Source organism: Achromobacter sp. K91 (genome assembly GCF_003576205.1).
In the GTDB taxonomy this organism is placed as follows: Bacteria; Pseudomonadota; Gammaproteobacteria; order Burkholderiales; family Burkholderiaceae_B; genus Achromobacter; species Achromobacter aegrifaciens.
In genome coordinates this window covers 40,766-58,750 of the sequence record NZ_QWFB01000032.1, presented here as the reverse complement: position 1 = coordinate 58,750, position 17,985 = coordinate 40,766, and the positions used below count along the sequence as shown (strand labels likewise).

General features: G+C 64.5%; 16 protein-coding genes and 3 tRNA genes. 14 read left to right on the top strand and 5 right to left on the bottom strand.

Annotated elements, in window-relative coordinates; translation table 11 throughout:
* Window positions 1–56 precede the first annotated feature (56 nt).
* From DXK93_RS15310 to DXK93_RS15300, 3 genes are read right to left on the bottom strand one after another with little or no spacing between them, the layout of a single operon-like run.
* The gene (locus tag DXK93_RS15310) at window positions 57–1,337 is read right to left on the bottom strand and encodes an arsenic transporter (protein ID WP_054451123.1); all 1,281 of its coding nucleotides are present in this window, start codon (window positions 1,335–1,337) and stop codon (window positions 57–59) included.
* A 12-nt stretch (window positions 1,338–1,349) separates the two neighbouring features.
* Window positions 1,350–2,294 (bottom strand): AEC family transporter, encoded by a 945-nt coding sequence (locus DXK93_RS15305; protein WP_054451124.1) that lies wholly within the window; start codon window positions 2,292–2,294, stop codon window positions 1,350–1,352.
* A gap of 27 nt (window positions 2,295–2,321) precedes the next feature.
* Window positions 2,322–3,215, bottom strand: coding sequence for a DMT family transporter (locus tag DXK93_RS15300; RefSeq protein WP_119450574.1), 894 nt, complete (start codon window positions 3,213–3,215; stop codon window positions 2,322–2,324).
* Between the two features lie 113 nt (window positions 3,216–3,328).
* Between DXK93_RS15300 and DXK93_RS15295 the strand changes: the two genes are divergently transcribed.
* The gene (locus tag DXK93_RS15295) at window positions 3,329–3,778 is read left to right on the top strand and encodes a GNAT family N-acetyltransferase (RefSeq protein WP_370126826.1); all 450 of its coding nucleotides are present in this window, start codon (window positions 3,329–3,331) and stop codon (window positions 3,776–3,778) included.
* Between the two features lie 165 nt (window positions 3,779–3,943).
* Here DXK93_RS15295 and DXK93_RS15290 read toward each other — a convergent pair.
* Window positions 3,944–4,028: transfer RNA gene (locus DXK93_RS15290), tRNA-Leu, on the bottom strand.
* Between the two features lie 160 nt (window positions 4,029–4,188).
* Here DXK93_RS15290 and DXK93_RS15285 point away from each other — a divergent pair.
* Entirely contained in the window at window positions 4,189–4,800 is a 612-nt protein-coding gene (locus DXK93_RS15285; RefSeq protein WP_119450518.1) for a tRNA-uridine aminocarboxypropyltransferase, read from the top strand.
* A 109-nt stretch (window positions 4,801–4,909) separates the two neighbouring features.
* Here DXK93_RS15285 and DXK93_RS15280 read toward each other — a convergent pair.
* Window positions 4,910–4,994, bottom strand: a tRNA-Leu gene (locus tag DXK93_RS15280).
* A gap of 243 nt (window positions 4,995–5,237) precedes the next feature.
* Here DXK93_RS15280 and rnr point away from each other — a divergent pair.
* The 12 genes from rnr (at window position 5,238) to DXK93_RS15220 (ending at window position 17,848) form a co-directional block, all read left to right on the top strand.
* Complete coding sequence (gene rnr, locus DXK93_RS15275) at window positions 5,238–7,712, top strand: ribonuclease R (protein WP_119450517.1); 2,475 nt, start codon at window positions 5,238–5,240, stop codon at window positions 7,710–7,712.
* A gap of 130 nt (window positions 7,713–7,842) precedes the next feature.
* A complete protein-coding gene (gene rlmB / locus DXK93_RS15270; protein WP_013392619.1) occupies window positions 7,843–8,580 on the top strand; it encodes a 23S rRNA (guanosine(2251)-2'-O)-methyltransferase RlmB in 738 nt (245 codons plus the stop codon).
* 52 nt (window positions 8,581–8,632) lie between these two features.
* Window positions 8,633–9,877 (top strand): cystathionine gamma-synthase family protein, encoded by a 1,245-nt coding sequence (locus DXK93_RS15265; protein WP_119450516.1) that lies wholly within the window; start codon window positions 8,633–8,635, stop codon window positions 9,875–9,877.
* 58 nt (window positions 9,878–9,935) lie between these two features.
* Window positions 9,936–10,616, top strand: coding sequence for a Fe2+-dependent dioxygenase (locus tag DXK93_RS15260; protein WP_119450515.1), 681 nt, complete (start codon window positions 9,936–9,938; stop codon window positions 10,614–10,616).
* 350 nt (window positions 10,617–10,966) lie between these two features.
* Window positions 10,967–11,239, top strand: a complete 273-nt coding sequence (locus tag DXK93_RS15255; RefSeq protein WP_003812968.1) for an HU family DNA-binding protein — start codon at window positions 10,967–10,969, stop codon at window positions 11,237–11,239.
* A gap of 155 nt (window positions 11,240–11,394) precedes the next feature.
* Window positions 11,395–11,470 (top strand) — tRNA-Val (locus DXK93_RS15250).
* A gap of 248 nt (window positions 11,471–11,718) precedes the next feature.
* Window positions 11,719–12,525: an energy transducer TonB gene (locus tag DXK93_RS15245; protein WP_119450514.1), complete on the top strand. Its 807-nt coding sequence runs from the start codon at window positions 11,719–11,721 to the stop codon at window positions 12,523–12,525.
* A gap of 1 nt (window position 12,526) precedes the next feature.
* Window positions 12,527–13,522: a MotA/TolQ/ExbB proton channel family protein gene (locus tag DXK93_RS15240; protein ID WP_054451130.1), complete on the top strand. Its 996-nt coding sequence runs from the start codon at window positions 12,527–12,529 to the stop codon at window positions 13,520–13,522.
* Window positions 13,522–14,004, top strand: a complete 483-nt coding sequence (locus tag DXK93_RS15235; protein ID WP_054451131.1) for a biopolymer transporter ExbD — start codon at window positions 13,522–13,524, stop codon at window positions 14,002–14,004. The genes DXK93_RS15240 and DXK93_RS15235 overlap by 1 nt, the downstream gene beginning before the upstream one ends.
* 65 nt (window positions 14,005–14,069) lie before the next feature.
* On the top strand, window positions 14,070–14,741 hold the full coding sequence (locus DXK93_RS15230) for a response regulator transcription factor (RefSeq protein WP_006218435.1): 672 nt from the start codon (window positions 14,070–14,072) through the stop codon (window positions 14,739–14,741).
* 66 nt (window positions 14,742–14,807) lie between these two features.
* Window positions 14,808–15,923, top strand: coding sequence for a HAMP domain-containing sensor histidine kinase (locus tag DXK93_RS15225; protein WP_225589140.1), 1,116 nt, complete (start codon window positions 14,808–14,810; stop codon window positions 15,921–15,923).
* Entirely contained in the window at window positions 15,920–17,848 is a 1,929-nt protein-coding gene (locus tag DXK93_RS15220; RefSeq protein ID WP_054451132.1) for a potassium transporter Kup, read from the top strand. Before DXK93_RS15225 ends, DXK93_RS15220 begins: the two co-directional genes overlap by 4 nt.
* Window positions 17,849–17,985 lie beyond the last annotated feature (137 nt).

The window sequence follows — 17,985 nt, the reverse complement described above, 5'->3', positions numbered from 1 at the left end:
GCTTGGATCAAACCACCAATTAATGCCTTTTATATAACTAAAAGCTATATAGGCGCTTATTGCAGGCGCCAAGCCAGGGCGGCCAGCGTCAGCAGCAGCACCGGCAGGGTCAGGACGATGCCTACCTTGAAATAGTAGCCCCAGGTGATGCGCAGGCCCTTGCGCGCCAGCACGTGCAGCCACAGCAGCGTGGCCAGGCTGCCGATCGGCGTGATCTTGGGGCCCAGATCGCTGCCGATGATATTGGCGTAGATCATCGCGTCCTTCACCGCGCCGGTGGCGCTGGTGTCCGCAATCGACAACGCGCCCACCAGCACGGTGGGCAGGTTGTTCATGATGGACGACAGGAAGGCGGTGATCAGGCCCGTACCCATCGCCGCGCCCCAGACGCCATACTCGGCGCACCGGTCCAGCACTTGCGCCAGGTGCGCGGTCAGCCCGGCGTTGCGCAGGCCATACACCACCAGGTACATGCCCAGCGAGAACACCACGATGTGCCAGGGCGCCTCGCGCATGATGCGGCGCGTGCCGACGATGTGCTGTCGTCCCGCGATCAGCAGCAGGCCCAGCGCGCCGACGGCGGCGATGGCGCTGACCGGGATGCCCATGGGTTCCAGGATGAAAAAGCCCGCCAGCAGCAGGGTCAGCACGACCCAGCCGGCGCGGAACGTGGTCAGGTCGCGGATCGCGGAGGCGGGCGCGGGCAGTTGGCTCACGTCGTAGCGCGGCGGAATGCTGCGATGGAAGAACAGCAGCAGTACCGCCAGCGTGGACGCCACGGCCATCAGGTTTACCGGCAGCATCACCGATGCGTACTCGCCGAAGCCGATATTGAAGAAGTCGGCCGACACGATGTTGACCAGATTGGATACGATCAATGCGATGCTGCCCGTGTCCGCGATGAAGCCCGCGGCCATCACGAAGGCCAGCGAAGCGCCGGGGCCGAAGCCCAGCGCCACCAGCATTTCCATGACGATGGGCGTAAGGATCAGCGCCGCGCCGTCGTTGGCGAACAGCGCCGAAACCGCGGCGCCCAGCAGCACGATCAACACGAAAAGCAGCCGGCCGCGGCCGCCGCCCCAGCGCGCCACGTGCAGCGCCGACCATTCGAAAAAGCCGGCCTCATCCAGGATCAGGCTGGTGACGATGATGGCGATGAAGGTGGCGGTGGCGTTCCAGACGATGCGCCAGACGTCCGCGATGTCGGCCAGGTGAACCACGCCCGTGGCCAGGGCAAGCGCCGCGCCCAGCACGGCGCTCCAGCCTATCGACAGGCCCCTGGGCTGCCAGATGACCAGCGTGATGGTAAGTACGAAGATGGCGACGGCGAGCAGCATGATGAAGAACGATCAGGAAATCGGGTGTGCGCTGATCCAGGCGACCAGCAGGCTGACGGTCAGCACCGATGCGACGGTGGAAACCAGGATGGCGCGCGAGGTTACGCGGGCGTCGCGCCCGTACATCTGCGCCAGCATGAAGGGGCCGGTGCCGATGGGCAGCGCGCTCATCAGCACGGCGGTCCAGGCCCATACCGGCGGCATGGCGAAGACGTAGAACGCCAGCACCGCCGTGACGGCGGGCTGCAGCAGCAGCTTGCCGGCGACCAGGCGCATGACGCCGGGTCCCGAACTGGACGTTTCCGTCTGCGCCAGGAACAGGCCGATCGTGACCAGCGCGCAGGGACTGGCGGACGCGCCCAGCAAGGCCACGTAGCGGTCCACGCCTTCCGGCAGCGCCAGGCCGGTGAAGGCCCAGGCCAGGCCCAGCAGCGGAGCCGCCAGCAGGGGGTTGCGCAGCAGCGCGCGGCCGACCTTGAGCAGGGTCAAGGACAGATTGGGCGTCTGTTGGCGGTCGAACTCGATCAAGGCGATGGCAAAGCCGAACAGCACGCTTGCGGTGAGCAGGGTGGTGAAGGTGGCCGGCGCCATGCTGTCAGGGCCGAGCAACGCCAGGCACAGCGGAATGCCCATGTAGCCGGCGTTGGCGTAGGACGCGGCCAGCCCCTGGATGCCACGGTCGGTCAGCGCGCGCTGCGAGCGGCGCGCGCCGATAAACGAGGCGAGGAACGTGACGGCGATGCCGCCCGCGAAGGCGCCCACGAAACCCCAGTGCGCCATATGCGTCAGATCGACCTGCGTCATGGCGCGGAACAGCAGCGCGGGCAGCGACAGATACACGACGTAGCGGTTCAGCGCGTCGGTGGCGCCGGAACCCAGGATGCGCCAGCGGGCGGCGAGCCAGCCAGTCAGGATCAGCGCGAAGACCGGCAGGGCGGAGGTAACGACAGCGTTCATGGACAGGGACCTGGAGGGGCGCTCATTCTACTTGGCAGCGGTACGCGCCGTGCGCGTCACCAGCAGGATGCCGAGCGCCGCCAGGGCCATGCCCGGCCAGGCCAGCGCGGGAATGGCTTCGTCCAGGATGATCAGCGCAATGACGGCGGTGCAGGGCGGCACCAGGAAGAACAGCGCCGACACGCGGGAGGCCTCGCCATAGCGGATCATGGTCAGCAGCAAGGTGATCGCCACCAGCGAATTGCCCACGACCAGATAAGCCAGCGAAGCCAGCAGGGGGGCGGTCCATTCGATTTGCATCGGCTCCAGCCAGTACGCCAGCGGCGCGGTGGCGATCAGGCCGACCGCGTACTGCACCATGTTGGACGTGACGGGATGCGTTTGCACGCCATAGCGTTTTTCATACAGCGTGCCGCCGGTGATGCAGAGCAGGGCGCTGATGGCGAACGCCAGGCCCAGCGGCGAGAGCACATCGATCGAAGCCTTGGCGATGATCACCAGCGCGGCGCCTGACACCCCCAGGCCCAGGCCTGCCCAGCGGCGGGCGTCGACTTTCTCGTGCGCGATCGCCGGCGCCAGCAGGCCGATCAGGATAGGTTGCAACGAGGTGATCAGCGCCACGCCGCCCGCCGACATGCCTTGCTTGAGAGACAAGTAGGTGAAACAGAAGTAGCCTGCCTGCAACAGCAGTCCGACCATCGCCAGATGGCCCCAGGCGCTGGCGCCGCGCGGCAGCGGCGGGCGCAGGAACAGCATGAAGGGCGCAAGTATCAGCACCACGCAGGCGTAGCGCAGCGCCAGGAACGTCATGGGGTCGGCATAGGCCAGGCCCACTTTGAGCACGACGAAACCGCTGGACCAGAGAAGCAGGAAGAGCGCGGGCGCGGCTTTCAACCAGGCGGGGGGAGCGGCAGGCGGCATGTGGCGGAACATGGACGACATGGGCAAGCCGCGATCGTACCCCCTTTTGGCCATTGTTCATCCCTGCCAAAATGAGGTTTAGGATTCTTTTATTCATTTGCTGCACGCGAGGGATGGACATGTCGACCAACAAACAATCTACGGTGCGTATCGCCCTGGGCACCTGGGACCGCTTGCGCGACGACGCGTATTCGGTGCGCCATGAAGTGTTCGTCGTCGAACAGAAAGTGCCGCCCGAGGTCGAGCTGGACGACGATGACGCGGTGTCGGTGCACGCCGTGGCCTACGGCCCGGACGGCACGCCCATGGGCACGGGCCGGCTTCTGCCCGACGGCCACATCGGCCGCATGGCGGTCCACAAGAAGGCCCGCGGCATGGGCGTCGGCAGCCAGTTGCTGGACGCGCTGATCGAACAGGGCCATGGCGACGGCCATCGCATGCTGGTGCTGCACGCGCAGACGCATGCGGCAGGTTTCTACCAGGCCCATGGCTTCAATGTGGAAGGCGAGGAATTCGTCGAGGCCGGTATTCCGCACGTGGTCATGACCCGCGTGCTGAAGTAGGGCGGGCCGCCCGGCTCAGAGCGTCTGCCTGCGGGCCGGGCAAATCAAATAGGCGGGATAAAGAAAAGGGCCGCAAGAAAAGGGCCACACAAAGAAAAAACCCCGGACGCTTACGCGTTCGGGGTTTTTTTGGCGCATCACGCAGGTACCTCGTGATGTAATAATTGGTGCCCAGGAGAGGACTCGAACCTCCACACCTTGCGGCACATGGACCTGAACCATGCGCGTCTACCAATTCCGCCACCTGGGCGCTGATGCTTTACTTGTCGCTTCGCTTTCGCGTTGTTTCTTGTTCAGCAGCAGAGGAATGAGATTATGCACACTTTTTTTGAAGTGTGCAAGTCGTGTGGCTTTTTTTTCATATTTTTTTGCTGCCGGGCGCTTTCGAACTTTCGATATAGTGTCGCCCCATGTCCCGTACCCTCTGCACGCGTTGTCTGCGTCCTCTGTCGCACTGTCTGTGCACGCTGATTCCCTCGCTTTCCTGTCGCACTCGCGTCGTGGTGTTGCAGCATCCGAGCGAGGCGCGCCATGCCTTGAACACAGCAAGACTGGCGGTGCTGGGGCTGGCGGGCGCGCAACGCGTGGTGGGCGAATATTTTTCGGAAGAGGATTGGGCGCTGCCAGGCCATCTGCCTCGCCTGCTGTTTCCGGGCGAGGGCGCCGAGGTGTTGGCGCCGGGCTACGGGCAGGACCTGGGCGCGCCCATCAGATTGATCGTGCCTGACGGCACCTGGGGACATGCGCGCAAGCTGCTGCATATCAACCCGGCGCTGGCCGCCTTGCCGCGCGTGATGTTGCCCGCGGGGCTTTCCACGCGCTACCGGGTTCGTCACGCCGACGTGCCGGGCGCGCTGTCCACGATAGAGGCCGTGGCGCATGCCTTGAATGCGATTGAAGCGCCGACGAATTTCGATGCGCTGCTGCGGCCTTTCGAAGCGTTGATCGATGGCCAGATCGAAGGCATGGGCGCGGATCTGTACGCGCGGCATCATTTGAATCGCAAGGTGCCGTGGCGTTGAAACACGCAGTGGCGGGGCGCAAAGCAAAAGCCCCGGGAATCTTGCGATTTCCGGGGCTTTTTAGCCGTTGCCATCAAGACCGCCTTGCATGGTCTTGATTGAAATTCCGTGGTGCCCAGGAGAGGACTCGAACCTCCACACCTTGCGGCACATGGACCTGAACCATGCGCGTCTACCAATTCCGCCACCTGGGCACTGAGAGATACTGTCAGAAGTATGTGATACGCTGCCGCTCTAGTCGCATCGCTTCAGTTAAAACACATTAACTAAAACATGCGTCCAAAGTGCAGTTGGTTCTACAATAAGGTTTTTAAGCAACTTGCTTTTCAAACCCCGGCTGGGTTTTAAACTTCCCGGCCCTTCTGACCATTTTCTGCTTCAGTGTTCAGCCTTGGGCGAACCACAGAAGCTGCGCATTATATACGGAAATTTTAGCTTTGGCAAAACGATCGAATAACGAATCGAATAACAACAGATCAACACCCTTGCCCGAAGCGCCGCCGGACTTCGATCCTGATGTCCCGTCCCGTGAAGCCATCCTGAAAGCGCTGCGCGCCGCAGGCTCGCCGCTGTCTCCGGTGGAACTGGCCGAACGCATGGGCGTCGAGCGCGCCGCGACGATGGTGGGATTTGAGCGCCGCCTGGGCGCCATGGAGCGCGACGGCCAATTGATGCCCAACCGCAAGGGCGTGTTGCTGCTGGCCACCAAACTGGACTTCGTCGCCGGCAAGGTGCTGGGGCATCGCGACGGCTTCGGCTTCCTGTTGCGTGACGACGGCGGCCCGGACCTGTTCCTGTCGCCGCGCGAAATGCTCAAGGTGCTGCATGGCGACCGTGTGCTGGTCAAACCCACTGGCGAATACCGCGGCAAGCCGGAAGGCACCATCGTCGAAGTCATCGAGCGCCGCACCAACAAGCTGGTGGGGCGCTTCCTGCACGAGCATGGCCTGTCCATCGTCGTGCCCGAGGACCAGCGCATCAAGCATGACATCCTGATTCCGCCCAGCGACACCAACGGCGCCCAGCATGGGCAGGTGGTCGCGGTTGAAATCATGGAGCAGCCCACTCGCCACACGCAGCCGTTGGGCCGTGTGGCCGAGGTGTTGGGCGAGATCGACGATCCCGGCATGGAAATCGAGATCGCGGTGCGCAAGTTCGACGTGCCGGTCGATTTCTCGGAAGCCGCGCTCAAGCAGGCCGCACGCCTGCCGGACGTGGTCAGGAAGACCGATCTCAAGGACCGCGTCGACCTGCGCGACGTGCCGCTCATCACCATCGACGGCGAGGACGCGCGCGACTTCGACGACGCGGTGTACTGTGAGCCCGTGGAGCTGGGCGCGGGCCAGCGCAAGCGCCCGGGCTGGCGCCTGCTGGTGGCCATCGCCGACGTCAGCCACTATGTGCGTCCGGGTGACGCCCTGGACGACGACGCGATCGAACGCGGCACCAGCGTGTACTTTCCGCGCCGGGTCATCCCGATGCTGCCGGAGTCGTTGTCCAACGGCTTGTGTTCGCTGAACCCGGACGTCGACCGCCTGGTGCTGGTTTGCGACATGGTCATTCCGGCCAGCGGCGCCAAGGCTGGTACGGTTACGGCCTACCAGTTCTATAACGCGGTCATGCACTCGCATGCGCGCACCACCTATACGAACATCTGGGCCGCCCTGCAACAGCCCGGCGGTCCTGCCGCGCACGCCATGCGCAGCGTCATGCCCCAGGTCCAGCACCTGTATGAACTCTTTCAGCTGCTGGCGCAAGGGCGCAAGAAGCGCGGCGCCATCGACTTCGACACGGTCGAGACCAAGATCGTCTGCAATGAGCTCGGCCGCATCGAGCAAATCGTGCCGTCGGTGCGCAACGATGCCCACAAGCTGATTGAAGAGTGCATGCTGGCCGCCAATACCTGCGCGGCCGACTTCATGACCCGCAGCAAGCATCCCGGCCTGTACCGCATCCACGAAGGCCCCACGCCCGAACGCCTGCAGTCGCTGCGCGAATTCCTGCGCACCATGGGCCTGTCGCTGGGCGGCGGCGAGACGCCCACGGCCAAGGATTACGGCGACTTCCTGGATTCGGTGCGCGGACGCCCCGACTACCAGCTGTTGCAGACGATGTGCCTGCGCTCCATGCAGCAGGCGGTCTACAGCCCCGACAATATGGGCCACTTTGGCTTGTCCTATCCCGGCTACAGCCACTTCACCTCGCCCATCCGCCGCTATCCCGACCTGCTGACGCATCGTGTCATCAAGGCGTTGCTGGCCGGTCAGCGCTATGTGCCCAGCCTGGAAGACCAGCCTGTGGTGATCGGCCGCACGCAGCGCGAGCACGAACATGCCATCTGGGAAAAGATGGGCCTGGTGCTGTCCGCCAGCGAGCGCCGCGCCGACGAGGCGTCGCGCGACGTCGAAGCCTGGCTCAAGTGCTGGTTCGTCAAGGAGCGCGTGGGCGAGGACTTCAGCGGCACCGTTACCGGCGTCGCCAGCTTCGGCATCTTCGTCACGCTGGACACCCTGCACGTCGAAGGGCTGGTGCATGTTTCCGAACTGGGCGGCGAGTATTTCCAGTTCAACGACGCCCTGCACGAGTTGCGCGGCGAACGCACGGGCATGCGCTACCGCCTGACCGACAAGGTGCAGGTGCAGGTGTCGCGCGTGGACCTCGAAGCCCGCCGCATCGAGTTCCGCCTGGTGCAGGGCACGAGCTTCGACGCCTTGCGCAAGGCGTCGGCCCGCAGCCCGGACGAGCCCTCGCGCCGTGTCAAGAAGGCCGCGTCGCCCAAGCCCGCCGCCCTGAAGGGCCAGACCGCCAAGGAGCGCCGCGCCGAGGCCAAGAAGGCCAGCAAGCCGCCGCGGGCGCCCAAGGCATCCAAGCGCGCAGCGCCGGCCAAGAAGGCCGCGCACAAGCGCCACTGACACTTCCTTATGGCGAGGCCGTCGTATGGCGGCTGCGCCATAAGGGGTAACATTGCATCTATGGCCGGCTTGGTCCGGTGGCCCGCCCCGCTCTGGGGCGGGTATTCGTTTATCTAAAGGTATTGCATTTATGGCGTCGACCCAAGTCCTGGCCGGGTTTCACGCGGTTGTTGCGCGGCTGCGCCACGCGCCCGACTCGATCAAGGAAATCTATGTAGAGGCGTCGCGCCGCGACAAGCGGATGCAGACGTTCATCGAGCAGGCCGAAAAGGCGGGCTGCCGCCTGCATCCGGTCCCCATGGAGCGCCTGGACGGCCTGTCCCGCGGCACCCGCCATCAGGGCGTGGTGGCGCTGGCCGAAGAGCGCCAACTGGCGGTGGACGTGGATGAGGTACTCGATGTCATCGAAGGCCCGCCGCTGCTGTTGATCCTGGATGGCGTGACCGATCCCCACAACCTGGGCGCCTGCCTGCGTACCGCGGATGCCGCCGGCGTGCACGCCGTCATCGCGCCGCGCGACCGGGCCGTCGGCCTGAACGCAACCGTGCAGCGCGTGGCTTGCGGCGCGGCCGATACCGTGCCCTATCTGATGGTGACCAACCTGGCGCGCACCATGCGCAGCCTGAAGGACCGCGGCGTGTGGCTGGTGGGCACCGACGACCAGGCCACCGACAGCATGCATCAGATCGATGCGCGCCAGCCCATGGCCTGGGTCATGGGGGCGGAAGGCGAGGGCATGCGCCGCCTGACGCGGGAAACCTGCGATCAACTGGTGAACATCCCCATGCTGGGTTCGGTGGAAAGCCTGAACGTCAGCGTGGCCAGCGCCGTCTGCCTCTATGAAACCGTGCGCCAGCGCCGTTCCTGATTCATCCGTCTTACCTATCTTGTAGACCATATCCTCTTCGCGTCAGCCCATCATGCACCAGAACGGCTTTACCACCACGATCCTCCATTCCGACCGCAAGCAATCCGTCGAGCACGGAGCGGTGCACAAGCCCATGCATCCGTCCTCGGAGTTCGCCTACGAAGACGCCCGTGAGCTGGCCGCGGTCTTTCAGGGCAAGGCCGGCTTTACCTACGCCCGCCAAGGCACGCCCACCACCACCGCGCTGGAGGCCAAGGTCAACCAGATGGAAGGCGGCAAGGGCACGGTCAGCTTCGCGACCGGCATGGCGGCGCTGGCCGCCATCTTCACCACGCTGCTGCGCCGAGGCGACCATCTGGTGTCCAGCCAGTTCGTGTTTGGCAACACCAACAGCCTGCTGGGCACGCTGCTGGAACTGGGGGTGGAAATCACCTTCGTGGACGCGACGGATTCGGCGCAGGTGCGTGCGGCGATCCAGCCCAACACCCGCATGGTTTTCACCGAGACCATCGCCAATCCGGGCACGCAGGTTGCTGACCTGGCCGTGATTGGAGAAATCTGCCGCGAGAAGGGCCTGGTCTACGTGGTCGACAATACGCTGACCTCGCCCTGGATGTTCCGGCCTGTCTCGGTCGGGGCGTCCCTGGTGATGAACTCGCTGTCCAAGTACATCGGCGGCCATGGCAATGCGTTGGGCGGCGCCGTCACGGACACGGGGCTGTATGACTGGTCGAATTACGCGAACATCTACGAGGCCTATCGCAAGGGACCGTCCACCAGTTGGGGGCTCACGCAGGTCAAGAAGAAGGGCCTGCGCGACATGGGCGGGACCCTGGCAGCCGAGCCTGCGCACCGCATCGCGGTAGGCGCCGAGACCCTGGCCCTGCGCATGGCCAAGCACTGCGCCAACGCGTTGGCGCTGGCGCGCTTCCTTGAGGATCATCCGGGCGTGGCCAAGGTGCATTACCCCGGGCTGGCCAGCCATCCGCAGCATGGGCGCGCGGCGGCGTTGTTCGGCTCGCGCTTCGGCGGCCTGTTGGGCGTCGAACTGGCGGACGGGGTGGACTGCTTTGATTTCCTGAACCGCCTGCGCATCGTGCTGATGGCGACTCACCTGGGCGATACGCGCAGCCTGGCGCTGCCTGCCGCCCACACCATCTATTACGAGATGGGCGCCGAGCGCCGCAAGCAGATGGGCATCGCGGACAGTCTCATCCGCGTGTCCGTGGGCATCGAAGACGAGGCCGATCTGCTGTTTGATTTCGATCAGGCGCTCAACGGCTGCCTGCAGGGATAATGCGGCACGCGCGCGACCGGTGGCCGGGCGCGCCTGCAACGCAATCGGGATAGCGCCCATGCTCATACAGATCGCAGAAGTTTTCACGCCAGAAGAGGCGGCCGAGATCCGGCGCCGCCTGGACGCCGCCGATTGGGTCGACGGCAAGGTCACCGCCGGCTATCAGTCGGCCGAGGTCAAGCGCAATCGCCAACTGCCGGAGCAGCATCCCCTGGCGCAGGAGTTGGGCAATCTGATCCTGCAGCGCCTGGCAGCCAACAACCTGTTCATGTCGGCCGCGCTGCCGCGCAAGATCTTTCCGCCCTTGTTCAATCGCTATGAGGGCGGGGAGGCATTCGGCTATCACGTGGACAATGCGGTGCGCGGCATCGCCGGCACGGCTGAGCGCGTGCGCACGGACCTCTCGGCCACGCTGTTCTTTTCCGAGCCCGATTCCTACGATGGCGGCGAGCTGGTCATCGACGACACCTATGGTCCGCGCGCAGTGAAGCTGCCCGCAGGGCATATGGTGCTGTACCCGGGCACCAGCCTGCATAAGGTCAATCCGGTGACGCGGGGCGCGCGCGTATCGTCGTTTTTCTGGATGCAGAGCCTAGTGCGCGAAGACAGCCAGCGCGCACTGCTGCTGGACATGGATGTGGCCATACAGCGCTTGAATCAGGATGCCGCGGGGCATCCCTCCATCGTGCAACTCACCGGCATTTATCACAATTTGCTGCGTCGATGGGCCGATGTCTGACGCAAGTTAACGATCGCGTTCGAGGGTGTCGCGCAAACCCCGAAATGCGTGTTTCTGTTTATTGCGAAACGGTCTAAAAGCTAGTATTGACGCGGGTTGTGGTGAGGTTTTCGCTTGACAGCCGCGCCACGCCAAGGCCTAATACACGTCTGCGTCGCTGGTGATTTGAAGGCAATTTGCCATTGAATCCAGGCGGCGCAGCAGTTTAAAAGTTGTGCTTCGCAGCGCAAGAAAAAAGTTTATCCACTGTCTGTTCGTCGTTTGTCGGTTTTGCGTCTTCTGCGGCGTCCATCATGACGGCCATGAACTGCACTCCGGCAGACTCCATACCTTGTGAGGGGTACACCTGAATGAACAAAACCGAACTCATCGATCACATCGCCAGCAAGGCCGACATCTCCAAGGCCGCCGCTGGTCGCTCGCTCGACGCCCTGATCGGTGCCGTCAAGACCACCCTGAAGAAGGGCGGTACGGTTACGTTGGTTGGCTTTGGCACGTTCGCTGTGTCGGCTCGCGCCGCGCGCACCGGCCGTAATCCGCGCACTGGCGAAACCATCAAGATCAAGAAGGCCAAGGTGCCGAAGTTCCGTCCGGGCAAGGCCCTGAAGGACGCCGTCAACTAATGGACGGCGGGCGGGTCGCAGGCATTCAGGCCTGGCGATTTGCCCACAACTGCGCGGTCCGGTATACTCCGGCCCGCGTATTGCTTTTGAGTGCCCCGGTTGGCAGTTGCTTGTACGGATTTTTCGCGAATTTCGTCTTGAGGCTGCATCAAAATGGGTGCTTAGCTCAGTTGGTAGAGCGGCGCCCTTACAAGGCGTAGGTCACAGGTTCGACCCCTGTAGCACCCACCAAAAGCTCCGATATGCGCTCCACACAAAACCCGCACACGTCATGGTGGCGGGTTTTTTGTTTTGCGCGCGCCGCATCGCTCGTGCCGGTTGATCTCGCTCAGAAATGTAGGACGGGATCAGATGAAATAGGACGTGCGAATCATTCGCATTTAAGATATTATTGTGGGCTTGTACCGGTCAGCCGGCGTCGCCATCGCGTGTGCGTCTTTCCTGGCTGGCCGGATAAGTCAATGCACCCTGGCTGATTCATGCCTAGTTTTCAACGCGGTTGGAATTCTTCTTCGCGCTCTTCATTCGGTATACGCGCAGGCGCTGGCCTGACGGTCCTGGCGCTGCATGCGGCAGTGGTAGGCGCCATCTTCATGGCACCCGAGAATCGTCCTGAACTCGAAGAACCCGAAGCCATCATGGTGAGCGTGGTGGATGCGCCCATTCCCCAGATCGCCAAGGCCGAGCCCACTCCCGAGGAGCCGCAGCCGGTGACGGAAACGCCGCCCGAGCCGCCGGAGCCCGAGGTCGAGCCCGAACCGGAGCCTGAACTCAAGCCCGAGCCGGAACCTGAACCCGAACCGGAACCGGTGGTTGAAAAGCCGCCGATGCCGGCGCCCAAACCCAAGCCCAAGCCGCCACCCAAGCCTAAACCCAAACCCGAGCCCAAGCAGGACGTCAAGGTCGAGCCCAAGCCGGAAGCGCCAAAGGCGCCGCCCAGTGGCGCGCCCGAAGGCACGCAGGCGCCGCAAGGGCCGCAGCAAGGGCCGCCGCCGGATCAGCCGGTGCTGGTATCCAGCATCGAATTCCAGGGGGCGCGCCCCATGCCCAATTACCCGATGGCATCGCGCCGCATGCGGGAAGAGGGTCGCGTGGTGGTGCTGGTCGAGATCAACACCCAGGGGCTGGTCGAGCGGGCAATCATCGATGCGTCCTCGGGCTTTCCGCGCCTGGACGAATCGGCGCTGGCAGCCGCCCGCAAGGGGCGTTTCAAACCGTATACCCGTAACGGCGTGGCCTATCCCGCCAAAGCCAAAATTCCGTTCGATTTCGTAATGAGGAACTGAGATGTCCAACGCACTGCATAGCGCCACCCTGGTGGCGCAGGCGACCACCAGCCCGGCAGCGCCGGCTGCCGCCGCCGCTGCGCCTGCCGCGGCTGCGGCCGCGCCCGCAGCTCAACAAGCCGCCTCGGCGGTCGGTGCCACGGCTCAGCAAGCCGCCGGCGCTGTCCAGCAATCGGCCGACGCGCTGCACGGCGCCGCCGCCGCGCTGCCCTCGGCGCTGCCTGCCGCGCCGGCCCCCGCCGCGGTCCCCGACATGGGCTTCATGCACTTCATCGCGCAAAGCGACTTCGTCGGCAAGGGCCTGTTCATCATCCTGATCCTGATGTCGCTTGTGACCTGGTACCTGATCCTGGTCAAGGTCGCGAGCAACGTCAGCATGCGCAAGCGCTCCGCGGACTTCCTGAACAAGTTCTGGAACGCCAGCTCGCTCGAACAGGTCGAAAACGAAATCGTCACGCATGGCGCGCGCGATCCGTTCTCGCACCTGGCCAGTCACGCCATGCATGCGCAGGCGCATCACAACAAGTTCGGCGCGACCAAGCTTGAAGAGTCGGGCAGCAACTCCGATTTCGTCACGCGCACCATGCGCAAGGTCATCGACGAAGAAACCGCGAAGCTGGAAAACGGCCTGACCGTCCTGGCTTCGGTGGGTTCGACGGCGCCGTTCGTGGGCCTGTTCGGCACGGTGTGGGGCGTGTACCATGCTCTGGTCGGCATCGGCCTGTCCGACGGCGTGACCATCAACCGCATCGCCGGTCCGGTGGGCGAAGCGCTGATCATGACGGGCCTGGGCCTGGCGGTCGCCATTCCCGCGGTGCTGGCCTACAACACCTTCGTGCGCAACAACCGCGTGTTCCTGTCGCGCCTGGATGCCTTTGCGCATGACTTGTTCGCGTTCCTGACCACCGGCCAGCAGGTCGCTCTGTCCGACGGCAAGGTGCGCGCCCTGCGCCGCCAGAACGGCAACGGCGCTGCGGCTCAACGCGGGAGCGAATAATGGCCTTTGGCAGCTTCGAGGGCAAGGGATCCGGAAGCCATACGGTTTCCGAGATCAATATGGTGCCCCTGATCGACGTGATGCTGGTGCTGCTGGTGATCTTCATCATCACCGCGCCGCTGCTGGCGCATTCGATCAAGATCAACATGCCCCAGGTGGCCGCCGAGCAGATCGAGGAAGAACCCAAGACCGTCGACCTGGCCATCGATGCCAGCGGGGCGCTGTTCTGGGACGAGAAGCCGGTCAATATCGATGACCTGCCCAACCGCTTCAAGTCGATCGCCGGCACCAAGCCGCAACCCGAGATCCGCATCCGCGCGGACCAGAACACGCGTTACGAGACCCTGGCCAAGGTCATGGCTTCGGCCCGCCGTTCGGGCATGACGCGCATCGGGTTCGTGACCACGCCTCCGTCCGGCGGCGTCGCCGGCTCAGCAGCGCCCGCTGCGGCCGGGGCCGCCCCGGCTCCGTCCGCACCTTGAACGCTTCCCGGCCCCGGGGCGCATTTCGCGCCCCGTTCCGGCCGGGATCGCGCTAGAATCGCCGCATGCGAGTTCTGGTAATCGAAGACGACACCACCCTGGGCCACGCGCTCCAGGAATTTCTGGCCGACCAAGGCTATGCGGTCGACTGGCTGACCGAGGGCGACCGGGTTCTGGGCGCCTTGGCGGGGCAGCCTTACGACCTCATGCTGCTCGACCTCAACCTTCCGGGCATGAGCGGGCTGGACGTGCTGCGGCAATTGCGCCAGGACGGCAACCAGGTTCCCGTGTTGATCCTCACCGCCCGCGATGGCATCGAGGACCGCGTCGCCGGCCTGGACGCCGGGGCGGACGACTACGTCACCAAACCTTTCGAACTGCCCGAGCTGGCGGCGCGCGTGCGCGCCTTCGGCCGGCGCCGCGCCGGCCAGGCGCAGCCCCTGATTGAAGTCGGCCCGCTGGTGTTCGACACCGTTGGCCGCGAAGTCCGCGCCAATGGCCAGCGCCTGTCGCTGTCGGTGCGCGAGCTTTCCGTGCTGGAAATGCTGATGGCCCGTGTCGGTCGCGTCGTGACCAAGCGCCAGATCGTGAACTCGCTGTCGGCCTGGGATGCCGATTTCAGCGAAAACGCCGTCGAAGTCTACGTGTACCGCCTGCGCAAGCGCCTGGAAGGCACTGGTGCCAGCATTCAAACGGTACGCGGCTTTGGCTACATGCTGGATGTGGAAACGGCCTGACGGGCCGGCTGCGGCCGCGTCGCACCGGCCGCGCGCATCCATACGCCTAGGCGAGGGCATTGCGTCATGATGCAGGAACGCACTCCTACCGCTACTCCGGTTTCCCGCCCCTTGCTTCCCTCCCGTTCGCTGGCGCGGCATCTGGTCATCCGCCTGATGCCGCCGATCCTCCTGCTGGTCCTGTTGGACCTGGCGGCCACCTGGGTCATCACGCACAAGATCGACATGTCGCTCTGGATGCTGGAAGATTTCTTCTGGCTGATGGTGGTGGGGCAGGTCGCGTTGATCGCGCTGTTCACCTGGGTGGTGATGCAGGGCGTGCGTTCGGGGCTGCGGTCGGTCAACCACCTGTCCGAAGAGATCCGGCAACGCTCCATCGACGACATGCAGCCGCTGGAAGTGGCCGGCGTGCCGGTCGAAATCGAGCCACTGGTTACGCACACCAATGATCTGCTGCTGCGCCTGGATGCCTCGCTGGCGGCGCAGCGCCGCTTCATCGGCCATGCGGCGCACCAGCTGCGCACGCCTTTGTCGGGGTTGCGCCTGGAGTCGGAATTGATGCTGGCGCGCCCCTTGCCCGACGACGTGCGCGCGCGGGCCGAACGCATCAAGGCGGTGAGCGACCGCATGATCCGCCTGGGGCAGCAGTTGCTGGTTCTGGCGCGCGCCGATCCTAACGCCCGTCCGCAGGACAGCTTCGTGCGCATCGACCTTTGCGAATGGGTGCGGGCGAACGGCGCGGAATGGTTTCCGCGGGTGCGCGAGGCGCATTACGAGCTGGATCTGGTCGCGCCGGACGCGCCCATCTGGATCGACGCCGATCCCTTGCTGCTGGCCGAACTGCTGGGCAATCTCATCGACAACGCGCTGCGCTATGGCAACAAGACCGGCCGCATCACGCTGATCGTCGGCGCCAATCCGCCTTCGCTGACCGTGGAGGACGATGGGCCGGGCATTTCTCCCGATGAGCGCGAACGGGTGTTCGAGGCCTTCTACCGTTCTCCCACCGCGACCGCGGGCGGGTCGGGCCTGGGACTTGCCATCGTGCGGGAAATCGCGCACGCGCATGGCGCCTGGTGGAAACTCACCAGCCGTCCGGACTTTTCAGGAACACGGCTGTCCGTCGTGTTTCCCGGCCCCCGCAAGGGCGCCCAACTTACTCGTCAAGAACCTACATCATGAGCCAAGGTTCGGCCAGCGTTCCTTCGTCGTCCAACGGGCAAACACTCGGCGGGCACGCGCCATCGTCGCGGGCCGCCCTCATCATGGGGGCGCTGGGCGTGGTGTACGGCGATATCGGCACCAGTCCCTTGTATACGCTGCGGGCCTGTCTGACGGGACTGAGCGTGCACACCGACCTGGAGCCTGCCCACCTGCTGGGCGTGCTGTCCATCCTGTTCTGGATGCTGATGGTGGTGGTGTCGTTCAAGTACGTGACGCTGGTGCTGCGCGCCGACAACCGCGGCGAGGGCGGCACGCTGGCCTTGCTGGAACTGGCGGTGCGCGGGCGTGAAGGCAAGCTGCGCTGGGTGCTGATCGTGCTGGGAATTTTCGGCGCGGCGCTGTTCTACGGCGACAGCATGATCACGCCAGCCATTTCAGTGCTGTCGGCGCTGGAAGGGATAGGCATCGTGTCGCATCAGCTGGATGCCTGGGTCGTGCCGCTGTCGCTGGTGGTGCTGATTGCGCTGTTCGCGATCCAGTCGCACGGCACGGGCGCCATGGGCAAGCTGTTCGGTCCGGTGATGCTGTTGTGGTTCGGCACGCTGGCGGCGCTGGGCGGCTGGCAGATCTGGCAGACGCCGGAAGTGCTGCGGGCCTTGAATCCGATGTGGGGTTTGCGTTTCATCGTCGAGTTCCCGTGGATCAGTTTCGTGCTGCTGGGGGCGGTGGTGCTGGCCTTGACCGGCGCCGAGGCGCTGTATGCCGACATGGGCCACTTCGGCCGTCCGGCGATCCGCCGCGCCTGGTTCAGCATGGTGCTGCCGGCCCTGACGCTGTGCTATTTCGGCCAGGGCGCGCTGTTGTTGCGCGATCCGACCGCGATCCGCAATCCGTTCTTCATGATGGCGCCGGAATGGGGGCTGGCACCGCTGGTGGCGTTGGCCACCATTGCGACCATCGTGGCGTCGCAGGCGGTGATTTCGGGCGCTTATTCGGTCACGCGCCAGGCGGTGCAGCTGGGTTTCTGGCCGCGCATGCAGATCCTGCATACGTCGGCCATCGAGAAGGGCCAGATCTATCTGCCGCAGGTCAATGCGCTGCTGCTGTGCGCGGTGCTGATCCTGGTCCTGCTGTTCCGCAATTCGGACAACCTGGCTGCCGCTTATGGCTTCGCGGTCACGGGGACGATGTTCACGACGTCGGTGCTGGCTTTCGCGGTGTTGCCGCGCGGTTCGACCGGCATCAAGCGTGTGCTGTGGATGGTGGCGCTGGGCCTGTTGCTGTTGTTCGATGTGCTGCTGTTCTCGGCCAATGTGTTCAAGATCCACGAGGGCGGCTGGCTGCCGCTGCTGGTGGCGATCGTGGTGTTCACGCTGATGATGACGTGGCGCCGCGGCCGCCGGCTGCTGTCGGAGATGCAGCAGCGGGACCGCCAGCCGCTCAAGGAATTCATGGCGCAGCTCGAAGAGTACCCGCCGTCGCGCGTGCCGGGCACGGCCATCTTCATGACGATGAACTCGGGCAATGTGCCGCCGGCGCTGCTGCACAACCTGAAGCACAACAAGGTGCTGCATGACCATGTGCTGTTCCTGACCATTCTGGTGGCGGACGTGCCCTATGTTTCGCCCGAGGAGCGCTTCTCCGTGACCAAGCTGTCGGCGTCCAGTTGGCAGGCGACGATCAACTACGGCTTCAAGGAAGATCCGGATGTGCCGGAGGCGCTGCGGCTGGTGGCCGAGGCGTATCCGGAGATCGATCTGGAGCCGATGCGGACTTCCTACTTCCTGTCGCGGCAGACGGTGGTGGCGGCGAAGAAGCCGGCACTGTGGCGCTGGCGGCGGGCGGTGTTTTCGTTCATGGCGCGGAACTCTACTCGGAGTACCAAGTTCTTCAAGATTCCGGCTAATCGGGTGGTGGAGATGGGGATGCAGGTGGAGCTTTAGGCTCTTGCTTGCTCCTTGGTGGTGATTTGCATTCTGTTGACGCCTGGGGCGGCGGGGGCCTGCCGCGCGCGGGGCAACGATTGCGGTCCGGAGCCTTCGCTCCGGACTTCCCCTTCGTCATCTTCGTCAAGGCCTTC